This window comes from Lysobacter sp. Root76 (assembly GCF_001428685.1).
Classification (GTDB): domain Bacteria; phylum Pseudomonadota; class Gammaproteobacteria; order Xanthomonadales; family Xanthomonadaceae; genus Lysobacter.
Genome location: NZ_LMIK01000007.1, coordinates 141,046 through 153,246, shown reverse-complemented (window position 1 = coordinate 153,246; position 12,201 = coordinate 141,046). Strand labels below are relative to the sequence as shown.

General features: G+C 69.1%; 13 protein-coding genes. 2 read left to right on the top strand and 11 right to left on the bottom strand.

The genetic code is table 11. The features are described 5' to 3' along the window. The first annotated feature begins 204 nt into the window (after nt 1-204). On the top strand, nt 205-672 hold the full coding sequence (locus ASE10_RS14835) for a VOC family protein (RefSeq protein WP_055900583.1): 468 nt from the start codon (nt 205-207) through the stop codon (nt 670-672). A gap of 218 nt (nt 673-890) precedes the next feature. Here the strand turns inward: ASE10_RS14835 and ASE10_RS14830 are convergent, their stop codons facing one another. From ASE10_RS14830 to ASE10_RS14800, 7 genes are all read right to left on the bottom strand, one after another. After that, nucleotides 891-1,916 (bottom strand): isoaspartyl peptidase/L-asparaginase, encoded by a 1,026-nt coding sequence (locus ASE10_RS14830; protein WP_082559544.1) that lies wholly within the window; start codon nt 1,914-1,916, stop codon nt 891-893. A 54-nt stretch (nt 1,917-1,970) separates the two neighbouring features. Then, nucleotides 1,971-3,173, bottom strand: a complete 1,203-nt coding sequence (locus ASE10_RS14825) for a hypothetical protein (RefSeq protein ID WP_055900580.1) — start codon at nt 3,171-3,173, stop codon at nt 1,971-1,973. 102 nt (nt 3,174-3,275) lie between these two features. Continuing rightward, entirely contained in the window at nt 3,276-4,511 is a 1,236-nt protein-coding gene (locus tag ASE10_RS14820; protein WP_055900577.1) for an ABC transporter permease, read from the bottom strand. Next, entirely contained in the window at nt 4,508-5,224 is a 717-nt protein-coding gene (locus ASE10_RS14815; protein ID WP_055900575.1) for an ABC transporter ATP-binding protein, read from the bottom strand. Before ASE10_RS14815 ends, ASE10_RS14820 begins: the two co-directional genes overlap by 4 nt. Next, entirely contained in the window at nt 5,221-6,795 is a 1,575-nt protein-coding gene (locus ASE10_RS14810; RefSeq protein WP_055900572.1) for an efflux RND transporter periplasmic adaptor subunit, read from the bottom strand. The genes ASE10_RS14815 and ASE10_RS14810 overlap by 4 nt, the downstream gene beginning before the upstream one ends. 258 nt (nt 6,796-7,053) lie before the next feature. Beyond that, on the bottom strand, nt 7,054-8,331 hold the full coding sequence (locus ASE10_RS14805; RefSeq protein WP_055900568.1) for a HAMP domain-containing sensor histidine kinase: 1,278 nt from the start codon (nt 8,329-8,331) through the stop codon (nt 7,054-7,056). A 10-nt stretch (nt 8,332-8,341) separates the two neighbouring features. Further along, nucleotides 8,342-9,052 (bottom strand): response regulator transcription factor, encoded by a 711-nt coding sequence (locus ASE10_RS14800; RefSeq protein WP_055900565.1) that lies wholly within the window; start codon nt 9,050-9,052, stop codon nt 8,342-8,344. Between the two features lie 108 nt (nt 9,053-9,160). Here ASE10_RS14800 and ASE10_RS14795 point away from each other — a divergent pair, with 108 nt between their 5' ends. Beyond that, on the top strand, nt 9,161-9,502 hold the full coding sequence (locus ASE10_RS14795) for a DMT family protein (protein ID WP_055900560.1): 342 nt from the start codon (nt 9,161-9,163) through the stop codon (nt 9,500-9,502). Between the two features lie 19 nt (nt 9,503-9,521). On the opposite strand, the gene ASE10_RS14790 is transcribed toward ASE10_RS14795, so the two are convergent. The 4 genes from ASE10_RS14790 to nudE form a co-directional block, all read right to left on the bottom strand. Beyond that, nucleotides 9,522-9,827: a DUF962 domain-containing protein gene (locus tag ASE10_RS14790; RefSeq protein WP_055900557.1), complete on the bottom strand. Its 306-nt coding sequence runs from the start codon at nt 9,825-9,827 to the stop codon at nt 9,522-9,524. Nucleotides 9,828-9,971: 144 nt separating this feature from the next. Continuing rightward, nucleotides 9,972-10,811 (bottom strand): nucleoside triphosphate pyrophosphohydrolase, encoded by an 840-nt coding sequence (gene mazG, locus ASE10_RS14785; protein WP_055900555.1) that lies wholly within the window; start codon nt 10,809-10,811, stop codon nt 9,972-9,974. Next, nucleotides 10,804-11,637: a 3'(2'),5'-bisphosphate nucleotidase CysQ gene (cysQ, locus tag ASE10_RS14780; RefSeq protein WP_055900551.1), complete on the bottom strand. Its 834-nt coding sequence runs from the start codon at nt 11,635-11,637 to the stop codon at nt 10,804-10,806. The genes mazG and cysQ overlap by 8 nt, the downstream gene beginning before the upstream one ends. Further along, entirely contained in the window at nt 11,634-12,182 is a 549-nt protein-coding gene (nudE, locus tag ASE10_RS14775) for an ADP compounds hydrolase NudE (protein WP_055900549.1), read from the bottom strand. Before nudE ends, cysQ begins: the two co-directional genes overlap by 4 nt. Between the last annotated feature and the right edge of the window lie 19 nt (nt 12,183-12,201).

Sequence of the window (12,201 nt, the reverse complement as noted above, 5' to 3'; positions counted from 1 at the left end):
CGCGCCGAGCCGCCGCCGTCTCAGCCTCCGAGAATCGAACCGTTCAGCATCCCCGCCGCCGAGCAGCTCATCGGACCGCGGTCGATCCGATACTCGCGGACCGACCGGCCGCTGGCGATTTGGCCGATTCCGCCCAACCGATTTCAGCCAACCGATTTCAGCCAACCGATTCCAACCCATTTCGCCCACCCAGGAGACACCGACATGGCAGTACAGCCCCGCCCCGACGGCTACCACAGCGTCACGCCCTACGTGATCGTCCACGATGCCGCCGCCGCGATCGACTTTTACGTGCGCGCGCTCGACGCGACCGAAATCTATCGCCTGCCGATGGGCGACAAGATCGGCCACGCCGAGATCCGCATCGGCGACTCGGTGATCATGATGTCCGACGAGTGGCCGGAGATGAACGCGCTCAGCCCCAAGACCCGCGGCGGCGCGACCACCGCTTTCATGATCTACGTCGCCGACGCCGACGCCGCGTTCGACAAGGCGGTCAAGGCCGGCGGCAAGGTCGACAAGCCGCTGCAGAACCAGTTCTGGGGCGACCGCACCGGCACCATCGTCGATCCCTTCGGCCACAAATGGACTCTGGCCACGCATGTCGAGGACGTGTCGGAGGAGGAGATGCAGAGCCGCATGCAGGAGTGGTCGCAGCAGCAGGGGGCGTAACCTGGTAAGGCCGCGCCGCCGACCGCGGCGCCGCTTTTGCATTTCCCTTCTCCCGCCTGCGGGAGAAGGTGCCCGCAGGGCGGATGAGGGCAGCGGGTGGAGTTCGACGCTCGCGACGCATCCTCACCCCAACCCCTCTCCCGCATGCGGGAGAGGGGCTCGATGCACGGCGTCAGATTTTCCGGAACGAGGTTGAAGTTCAGCGCTAGCGCCGAGCCTCACTCCTCTTCGTGGATCGCCGTCCCACGGCTGCCATCGGGCTTGATCCAGCCGCGGAACATGCTGCCGCTGTTGAACGGCATCGCGATATGGCCTTCGCGGTCCAGCGCGATCGCGCCGCCGTCGCCGCCGGCCGCGGGCACCAGTTTGTTGACCACCTCGTCCGCGGCCGCCTGCAAGCTGTCGCCGCGATAAGCCACGCGCGCGCAGATGTCGTGGGCGACGTTGTAGCGGATGTAGAACTCGCCCCAACCCGTGCCCGACACGCCGCAGCGATCGTCGGCCCAGGTGCCGGCGCCGATCACCGGCGAATCGCCGACGCGGCCGTAGCGCTTGTTGGTCATGCCGCCGGTGCTGGTGGCCGCGGCGATGTGGCCCTGGCGATCCAGCGCGACCGCGCCCACGGTGCCGAAGTATTTGGGCGCATCGCCGGCAGCGTTGGCTTCGCGCTTGCCCTTGGCCGCCTCCTCGCGCTGCGCCTTCTCCAGCTGCTCGCGGCGCTTGGGGGTGTCGAAATAACTGTTGGGTACGCGCTTGATCTCCGGCCGCGTGTCGGCGAACGCCTCGGCGCCGCCACCGGCCATCATCACGTGCGGGCTGTGCTCCATCACCGCGCGCGCCAGCTTGATCGGGTTCTTGACCGTGGTGACGCCGGCAACCGCGCCGGCGCGGCGGGTGTGGCCTTCCATGATCGACGCGTCCAGCTCGTGACTGCCGCGCGCGTTGAACACCGCGCCCTTGCCGGCGTTGAAGATCGGCGAATCCTCCAGCACCACGATCGTCGCCGAGACCGCGTCCAGCGCGCTGCCGCCGCTCTTGAGCACGTCGTAGCCGGCGTCCAGGGCGCGATTGAGATCGGCGTGCGCGGCCTTGCGGTCGGCTTCGCTGAGCGAATCGCGCGGCACGAAGCCGGCGCCGCCGTGGATCACCAGGGCGATCGGGCGTTCGCCGGCAGGCGGGGTTTGGGCGTGGGCGGCAGTGCTGGACATGGCGGCGAGGCTCAACAGCAGGATCGGCAGGCGCATGGCGGTCTCCTTCGACTAAGGCGAGGATAGCCGCCGGCGCGACGCTTGGGGATGCTAGGGCCGCTTGGCCGCCGTAGTCGCCACGTCGCGCTCCCAGTAAGCCCGCAGCTGATTGCGCTGGCGCGGGCTCAGTCCGTCGGCGCAAGCGTCGAGCAAGGCGTTCGCAGCGGCGCCGTCGCCCATGGCCCAGGTCTCCCGCGCGGCTTCCAACCAGGCACGCCGGCGCACATCGAGATTGCCGAACGGATCGAAGTAGGAATCCACGCGCGCGGCGTCCTTGACCCCGTTCCAGGAGAACTTCGCATCGCCGGCCTCGGCAGCGATGGCGCGATAGCGCTCGACGGCTTCCTCGCGCCGGATCCGTCCCTGCAGCAGATCCAGGCGGGTCCGGAACAGCCGCGTCTGCGCGGTGGCGCCGTTCGCTTCCAGCGCTTCCACGGCGCGCGCGACGTAACCGTAGTCCACCGCACCCGACAGCGATTGCAGGCCCAGCAAGTTGAAGCTGGCGATGGCGGCGCGGTATTCGGTCCGGTCGTGCGCGGCGACGTCGCCCGCGCTGGGGCGCCCGAAGCTCGAGGGCTGGATCAGGCGCAGGCCCGGCTCGTCCTTCAGGATCGCCTCGATGTCGTGCTTGTGGAACTCGCCGACGACCACCGCCACCGTGCCGCCCGGATGCGCGCGCGCGGCCGCGGCGATGCGGCGCGCCTGCATATAGGTCCGGTACAAATACAGCCGGCGCGGCAGATCGTCCTTGCCGCGCGCGGCCGGGGTCGACGCCCAATTCGTAACCTTCTGCAGATTGGCCGGATCGTCGGCACGGAAGAAATCCCGCTTCAGCGCCTCCGGCCCGAAGCTGAGAAAGCTGGGGAAGCCCTTGAGCAGGCGCAGCTCCGGCGGCACGTCCAAGCTCATGCCGAAACCCAGGCGCTGGTCTTCGATCGGCGGCTCCCAGTCGATCGGGCACAGCTCGATCCCGCTGCGGCGCGCGAACGGCACCACCACGTCCTGGACCTCGTAGGTGAACTCGTAGTAGTCGTTGCGCGCGTACGATTCGGGCGCGCGCTCGATGCAGACCGCATCGGGTTCGACGCGATCCAGGAACGCCTCCAGCAGCGCCGGCTGGTCGCGCTCGGAGACCAGTTGCGCGGCATGATCGACGCCGAGGATGGTCACCGTCGTCGGCGACGCCGCCAGGTCCGCGGCCTGCGCGCCGAACGCCTGCAACAACAACAGCGCCAATAGCCGCCACTTGCTCATGTCCACTCCGCTCCGGGTCGTCCGGCGCACGATGCCAGGCCGCTGCGGCGCCCGCCCGTGCCGGTGGTCGTGGCCGGCGCGGCACGCCGCGAGGATGAACCGCTACTGCTGCCGCAGCGCCTCGATCGGGTCCAGCAGCGAAGCCTTGCGCGCCGGGTAGTAGCCGAAGAACAGGCCGGTCGCGATCGAGAACGCCGCGGCCAGCCCGACCACCTGCGCGTTCAGCGCCACCGGCAGCGCGCCGAGTTTTCCGACCAGCAGCGCGCCGACCACGCCGATCGCGATGCCGATCACGCCGCCTATCATCGCGATCACCATCGCCTCCGCCAGGAACTGGCGGCGGATGTCGCCGGGACCGGCGCCGACCGCCATGCGCAGGCCGATCTCGCGGATACGCTCGGTCACCGACACCAGCATGATGTTCATGATGCCGATGCCGCCGATGATCAGGCAGATCGTCGCCACCGCGCCCAGCAATTTGGACATCAGGTTGGTGGTGGCGGTGCGCGTGGCCACGACTTCGGCGATGTTGCGCACGTTGAAATCGTCATCGGCACCGGGCTGTATCTTGTGGCGCTGGCGCAGCAGGGCCTCGATCTCGCCCTGCGCGTAGTCCACGTCTTCGGCGCGGCCGACCCCGACAGCGATCTGCATGACCGCGCCGGGCGGCAGGCCCATCGCGCCGAGCAGGCGGCGGCGGCCGGTTTCCAGCGGCACCAGCAGCACGTCGTCCTGGTCCTGGCCGAAACCGCCCTGGCCCTTGGGCTTGAGCGTGCCGACCACGGTGAACGGCACCCGCCCCAGACGGATGGTCTGGCCGACCGCGTCCTCGTCGCCGAACAGTTCGCGGCGCACGGTCTCGCCCAGGATCACCGATTTGCCGCCGCCGCTGTAGTCGCGCGACTCGAAGCCGTTGCCCGCGGCGATGGTCCAGCCGTTGATCTCGAAGAAATCCGGCTGCACGCCCTGCCACTGTGTCGACCAGTTGTTCTCGGCGTAGACGACCTGCGTGCCGCCGCGCAGCGAACCGGCGGCGTACTGCACTTCCGGCACTTCTTCGCGGATCGCCTCGACGTCGCCTTCGTTCAAGGTGAAGAAACTCGATGCGCTCTGGCGCGCGCCGCCGGCGCCGCGGCCGGCGCCGGAGCTGATGTCGAGCCGGTTCGAGCCCAGGCCCGAGACCAGCTTGTCGATCTCGGCCTGGGTGCCCTGCCCGACCGAGACCATCACGATCACCGCGGCGATGCCGATGATCACGCCCAGCGAGGTCAAGGCGCTGCGCAGCCAGTTGCCGCGCAGGGCGAACACCGCGGTGCGCAGGACTTCGAGGAAGTTCATGCCGACGCCTCGCGCTGCTCGTGCAGTTCGCCATCGCGCATCGCGAACACGCGGTCGCAGTGGGCGGCGACGTCGGGGTCGTGGGTGATCAGCACGACGGTGTGGTCTTCGGCTTGCAGACGTTTGAACAGGGCCAGGATCTCTTCGCCGGTTTTGGTGTCCAGCGCCCCGGTGGGTTCGTCGGCGAGCAGGATCGGCGGCCGGTTGATCAGCGCGCGCGCGATCGCCACGCGCTGCTGCTGACCACCGGACAGCTCGCTGGGCCGGTGTCCGGCGCGTTCGGCCAGGCCGACCGCCGCCAGGGCCTCGCGCGCGCGCTGCATGCGCTCCTCGCGCGGCACGTTGGCGTACCCCATCGGCATCGCCACGTTCTCCAGCGCGCTCATGCGCGGCAGCAGATTGAAGCCCTGGAACACGAAACCGATCTTCTCCAACCGCAGCACCGCGCGTTCCTCGGCGTCGAGCGTGGCCACATCGACGCCGTCGCACAGGTATTGGCCGCTGCTGGGCGTGTCCAGGCAGCCGATCAGATTCATCAGGGTCGACTTGCCCGAACCCGACGGGCCCATGATCGCGACGAAATCGCCGCGCGCGATGCGCAGGTCGACGCCGTGCAGCGCGACCACTTCGGCCTCGGTGCCGGGCGAATAGACCTTGCCCAGCGCGCGCGTTTCGATCACCGCGCCGGCGGCGGTGGCGGCCGCCTCGCTCATTTCGCGCTGCGCCCGCTGCCGACGACGACTTCGTCGCCCTGCTGGATATTGCCCGAAACCTCGGTCCAGCTGCCGTCGCTGGCGCCGACCCGGACCATGACCTGCTCGGGCTTGCCGTTCACCAGCTTGTACAACGGCGCACGGCGCGCATTGAGCAGGGCCGCGATTTCGCTGTCCCAGCGCGCCTGCTGCTGCGGATCGAGGGCGGCGCGGAATTCGGCGAACTGCTGGTTGAAACGTTCCTGCATGCGCTGGCGCAGCGCGCCCATCGCCGCGCCGGCACTGCCGCCGCCACTGCGGATCACGATGCCGCCACCGGGGCCGCCGGGGCCGCGACCGCCGCCGAACAGCGCGCTGCCGCCGCCATTCGCGGCAGGCGTGGCCTGTCGCGCGGCCGAGCGCTGCTTCATCGCCTCCAGCGCGGCGTCGAACACGACCTGCTGCTGTGGCGAGAGCTTGAGCTGCTGCGCCACGCGCGGCAGGTCGGTAGCCATACCGCCGCGCGCCCCGCCGCCCTGGCCACCGGGGCCGCCCGGACCGGCCTGGGCCTGCGCGCCCGCGTCCTCTTCGGCCGGCTTGTAGCGCAGCGCGGCGTTGCTGACCCGCAGCACGTCGTCGCGACGGCTGACTTCGATCTCGGCGTTGGCGGTCATGCCCGGCAGCAGGCTTTGCTCGGCGTTGTCCACCGACACCACCACCGGATAGGTGATGACGTTGCTGGTGTTGGTCGCCGATATGCGCACCTGCTGGACCTTGCCGCGGAACTGCCGGTCGGGGAAGGAATCGACGGTGAAGCTGACGCTCTGCCCGGCCTTGACCTGGCCGATGTCGGCTTCGTCGATGGCCAGCACGATCTCCATCTTCGACAGGTCTTCGGCGATCTGGAACAGCACCGGCGACTGCAGGCTGGCGGCGACGGTCTGGCCCGGCTCGACCGTGCGGGTGAGCACCACGCCGTCGACCGGCGCACGGATCACGGTGCGCTCCAGGTTCAGGCGGGAGGTCTGGGTCGAGGCGATCTGCTGGTTGATCTGCGCCTGCGCCGCAGCGACCTGCGCGCGCGCCTGATCGCGCGCGGCGCGGGCCAGGTCGGCGTCGCTGCGCGCGACCAGCTGGCGTTCGACCAGGGCCGACTTGCGCTGGAAATCGAGCTCGGCGTTGCGCAGCGTCGCCTGCGCGGTGGCAAGACCGGCGCGAGCGCTGTTGACCTGGGCCGAACCCTGCGCGATCTGCGCCTGATAGGTGCTGGGATCGATCTTGGCGATCACCTGGCCCTTGGTCACGCGGTCGTTGAAGTCCACGAGCACGTCGGTGACCTGGCCGGAAATCTGGCTGCCGACGTCGACGGTCGAGATCGCGGCGAGCGCGCCGGTGGCCGAGATCGCGACCCGGATGTCGCCACGCTCGACCTTGGCCGTGCGGTAGGCCGCGGCCTCGGCCTCGGCGTTGCGCTGGCGGTAGTAGTAGTAACCGCCGCCGGCGAGGGCCAGCAGCACCGCGGCGACGACGGCGCGGCGGATCCAGGGCGAGGATTTGCGAACGGACGACTGCGGCTTGCGGGCTGCGCTCATGAGGTTCTGGCTGGAAGGTATGGAGGCGGCAACGCGCGTGGCCGCTTTCGGTTGACAGGCCGGGAACTGGATTCGTTCCCGGGCGGGGCCGCAGTCACGGCGCGCTCAGCTTAGCGGCAAGCCGGGCGCGCTCGGTACCGACCCGCACTGGTCCTGCGACCGTTCGGGCATTCCATGGATGCTGGGAGATGCGATTGCGTCGCAGCGCGGCCCGGGCCGGATCGCGCCCATGCCGATGCCGGCGTGCGGCCTGTGGATTCAGCGGTTGAAGCGAATGACGGCCACCGTGCCCTGTCCCGGCACGCTGCTGAGCTGGACCGGCCAGCCGAAGCGTTCGCCAAGCCGGCGCACGATCGACAGCCCCATGCCCTTGCCGTCCACACCGGAGAAATCCGCGCGGTAGAACGGATCGAAGGCGCGGTTGAGGGTTTCGGCCGACATGCCGATGCCGGTGTCGCGGATCTCGATGCGGTCGCGGGCCAGACGCACTTCGATGCGGCCGGAATCGGTGAAGCGCACCGCGTTGCTCAGCAGGTTTCCGACCATCACGCTGAGCACATGCGGCGGCGCCAGCAGCCTCGGTGCGCCGTCGTCGGTCACGCTGAGCTCGACCTCTTTGCCGGTCAGCATCGGCCGCACACGCTCGACCTCGTGGTCGACGATCTCGCGGACCGGGAATTCCTCGCTCTGCGGCGCGACTTCCGCCTCGCGAGCCAGGATCAGGAAGGCGTCGATCACCGCTTCCATGTCGCGCCCGGCGCGTTGCACCCGCGCCAGCGAGCGTTGCGCGCGCACCGGCGTTTCCGGGTCGCCCAGCATCAGGTCCGTGGCGACCCGGATCACGGTCAACGGGGTGCGCAGCTCGTGGCTGGCGTCGCGGGTGAAATCGCGCTCGCGCTGGACGAAGTCGCCGAGGCGCTGGGCCAGGCCGCGCAGCGCGGCCGACAGCTGCCGCACTTCGCTGCCGATCTCGCCGGGCAGGTCCTCCAGGGACACGGCGGCGGCGCGCGGATCGCGCGGGTCCCAGTGCGCGACCGCGGCGGCGAGGCGGTTGACCGGCGTCACCAGGCGCTTGGTGTTGCGGTAGGTCAGCCAGGAGATGAAGTACATGGTCAACAACGACAGCAGCAGCGAGCCCAGCCCGGTGAACACGATCGCCTCGTCGATCAGCTCCGACGAATACAACAGGTAGAACGTGCCCGCCTTGCGCCGGTCGACCAGCATCACGCGCTCGTCGCCCGGCAGTTCGTTCATCCCCTGTCGGACGACGCCGCGCGCGGCCGCGGGCAGGGCCTCTTCGCTGGCGCCGGCGGCGACGAAGTAGCCGACCGTGGTCGAGGTGATGGGCAGGGGGTGTTGCGGGTTGCGCGCATACCCAGCCCAGAACGCATCGGCTTCGCGCTGCATGCGCTGTTCGAGCACCAGGTTGCGCACCGCGAATCCCGCCAGGCCGATGCCCAGCGTAATCACGATGCTGCCGATCAAAGCCTGCGCGATGAAGGCAAGCTTGATCTTGCGCGGCAACCCCTGCGGCATGGCGACAGGCTCAGTCCGGCGGTTGCGAGATGTCCGCGACCCGGTAGCCGGCGCTCTGCACGGTGTGCAGCAGTTGCTTGCCGAACGGCTTGTCGATGGTCTTACGCAGGTTGTAGAGATGGCTGCGCAAGGTGTCCGAGTCCGGCAGGCCGTTGCCCCAGATCTCGCGCTCGATCTCCTGCCGGCTGACTACGCGCGGCGATTCGCGCATCAGGATGGTCAGCAAACGCAGGCCGATGGGCGAGAGCTGCAGCTCGCTGCCGCCGCGGGTCACGCGCAGGCTGGCCGGGTCCAGCACCAGATCGGCGACCTTGAGCACCTCGCCGCCGACCTGGCGGCGCTCGCGCCGGATCAAGGCGCGCAGGCGCGCCTCGAGTTCCTGGATCGCGAACGGCTTGGTCAGGTAATCGTCGGCGCCGGCGCTCAGGCCGGTCAGCTTCTCGTCCAGGGTGTCGCGCGCGGTCAGCATCAGCACCGGCGTCGACTTGCGCGCTTCTTCGCGCAGGCGCTTGCACACTTCGATGCCGTCCAGGCGCGGCAGCATCAGGTCCAGCACGACCACGTCGTAACTGTTTTCGGCGGCCAGGCGGTAGCCGTCCAGGCCGTCCGCGGCGTAGTCGACCTCGAAACCACGGCCTTCCAGGTATTCGCCCACCATCTCGGAGATATTGCGGTTGTCCTCCACGATCAGGACCAAGCCCCCGTCTCTAGTGCCCTGCATGCAGATCTCCAGTTCCCTTCAGTTTTGTGAAGATTGCCGCGACCAGGGTGGACGCACCGTGAAGGCGTGGGGTTTAAGCTGCCCCACTTTCCCGTACGAACCGCACCCATGCTCGCCGACCGCCTGTACCCGATCCTGCTGCTACTGGGCTCCAATCTGTTCATGACCTTCGCCTGGTACGGCCACCTCAAGTACAAGTCGGCGCCGCTGACCGCCGCGATCCTGGTCAGCTGGGGCATCGCCTTCTTCGAGTACTGCCTGATGGTCCCGGCCAACCGCATCGGCAGCGCGGTCTACTCGGCGCCGCAGCTCAAGGGCCTGCAGGAGGTCATCACCCTGCTGGTGTTCGCCGGCTTCTCGGCCTGGTACCTGGAGCAGCCGCTGAAGTGGAACCACTGGGCCGGCTTCGGCATGATCGTGGTCGCGGCCTGGCTGATCTTCCTGGAGTGAGCCTGGGAACCGCAGCCGGTTAGAAGCGGATCTTGCCGGTCAGGATGTCCTTGAACATCACCCAGTCGCCCACGAACGAATAGAGCGGGTGCTTGAAGGTCGCCGGCCGGTTCTTCTCGAAGAAGAAATGCCCGACCCAGGCGAAGCCGTAACCGCAGAACAAGGCCGCCAGCAGCAGCCAGGGGCGGCCCTGGACGAGGGCCAGCGCCAGCAACGCCAATACCCCGCAGCTGCCGATGAAATGCAGGCGGCGGCTGGTGCGGTTGCTGTGTTCGCTTAGATAGAAGGGGTAGAACTCGCGGAAACTGGCGAACCGAGTGGGCATGTCCCTGTCCTCCTATGGTTACGGCTCGGCGTCCATCCCAGGGCCGGAGCGGTGTCGCCGCCGACCCAACGAACAAGCCTCGCACCTACTGTACGCCGCTGGCATTCGTACCCGGCCCATCCGTCCGGCGCTCGAACCGCCGCTTCAGGCTCCGCCGTGGGCTTCGCGCTTGATGCGTTCCCAATAATTTTCCTGCTCTTCGAGCGTACGCTGCGCCAGCGACGTGCCCTCCGCTGCCGCCAGGGCCTCCATCGCCCGGAACCTGCGCTCGAACTTGAGGTTCGCGCGCCGCAGCGCGGCGCCGACGTCGACCTTGCCGTGCCGGGCCAGATTGGCGGCGACGAACAGCAGGTCGCCGATCTCGTCTTCAAGGCGGTCGCGCGCGGCCGCGTCCTCGGGCGCGGCGGCGACGGCGGCGAACTCGGCGCGGACTTCGTCAATCTCTTCGTGCAGCTTGGCGATCACCGGCGTCACCTCGGGCCAGTCGAAACCGACCGAGGCCGCGCGCTTCTGCAGTTTCACCGCGCGCTGCCATTCCGGCAGGCCACGGGCGATGCCGGCCAGCGCGGAGGTGTCGGCCTCGCCGGCGGCCGCGCGCTCGCGCCGTTTCTGCTCTTCCCAGGCCACGGTCTGCGCTTCGGCGTCCTCGACGCTGGCACCGGCGAACACGTGCGGGTGGCGACGCACCATCTTGTCGCTGATCGCCGCGACCACGTCGGCGAACGCGAACGCGCCCTGCTCTTCGGCCATGCGCGCGTGGAACACGACCTGCAGCAGCAGGTCGCCGAGTTCGTCCTTCAGTGCCGGCAGGTCGTTGCGGTCGATCGCGTCGGCGACTTCGTAGGCTTCCTCGACCGTGTACGGGGCGATAGTGGCGAAGGTCTGCTCGACGTCCCAGGGGCAGCCGCCGACCGGGGCGCGCAGGCGCGCCATGATCGCGATCAGGCCGGCGATGCCGTCGGGCAGTTCGGTACCGTCAGCCATCGAGGCATTCCCGCCAGGGCAGCGCCGGATCGCCGACGGCGATGAAGTCGCCGTTGAGGATGCGCGCGCGCTGGTTGTAGCGGAACGGCCGGCCGCTGGGATCCAGCACCTGACCGCCCGCGGCTTCGAGCACGCATTGGCCGGCGGCGGTATCCCATTCGCTGGTCGGGCCGAAGCGCGGGTAGATGTCCATGCCGCCTTCGGCGATCCGGCAGAACTTCAGCGACGAGCCCAGCCCGATCGGCTCGATCTGGCCGCCGGCGAGATCGGACAGCCGGGCCATGAACGCCTCGGTGCGGGCGTCGCGGTGCGAACGGCTCGCGGCCACGCGCAGCGGCGCGGTCGCGGGGATGCGCACCTGCAACTGCCGCTGCTGATCGCCATCGCGACGGAATGCGCGGCCGCCGCGCACGCCGTACCAGAGCCCGCCGCCGACCGGCGCCTGGACCACGCCGAACATCGGCACGCCGTCGTCGATCAGGGCCAGGTTGACGGTGAATTCGCCGTTGCGCTTGACGAACTCGCGGGTGCCGTCGAGCGGATCGACCAGCCACAGCCGCCGCCATTGCCGGCGCTGTTCGAACGACACCTCGTGCGCGGATTCCTCCGACAGCACCGGAATGTCGGGAGTGAGCCTGGCCAAACCGTCGACGATGCAGTGGTGCGCGGCCAGGTCGGCCGCGGTCAGCGGCGAGGCGTCGGCCTTGTGTTCGACGTCGAAGTCTTGCTCGTAGATCGCCAGGATCGCGGCGGCGGCGGCGCGCGCGATCGCGATCGCGCCTTCGATCAAGGCGGTGTCTACATAGTCGGGGGCGGTGTCGGTCATGCTTGGGTACGCAACCATTCGCGGGCGATGAACAGCGCCGCGATGCTGCGGCCTTCGGAAAAGTCCTCGCACAGGATCAGCTCGTGCAGGCGATCGAGCTTCCAGGGCACGACTTCGAGCTCTTCGGGTTCGTCGCCGGGCAGGCGCTCGGGGTAGAGATCGCGCGCGACCACCAACTGCGCCTGGTGGCTCATGTAGGTCGGCGCCAGCGACAGCGAACGCAGCAGGGTCAACGATCGCGCGCCGTAGCCGGCTTCTTCCTTGAGTTCGCGGTCGGCGGCCTGGATCGCGCTCTCGCCCTCGTCGATCCGGCCCTTGACCAGGCCCAGCTCGTAGCGATGCACGCCGGCGGCGTACTCGCGCACCAGCAGCACCGTCTCGGCGTCGAGCATCGGCACCACCACCACGGCGCCGTGGCCGCGCCCGAGCAGGCGCTCGTAGCGGCGGCGCTCGCCGTTGGAGAACTCCAGGTCCAGCCGTTCCAGCTTGTAGGGACCGGCATCGTGCTCGGTGACCGCATGAATAATGGGCAGACGCCGGCTCACGAGACCGCTCCTGCGATAG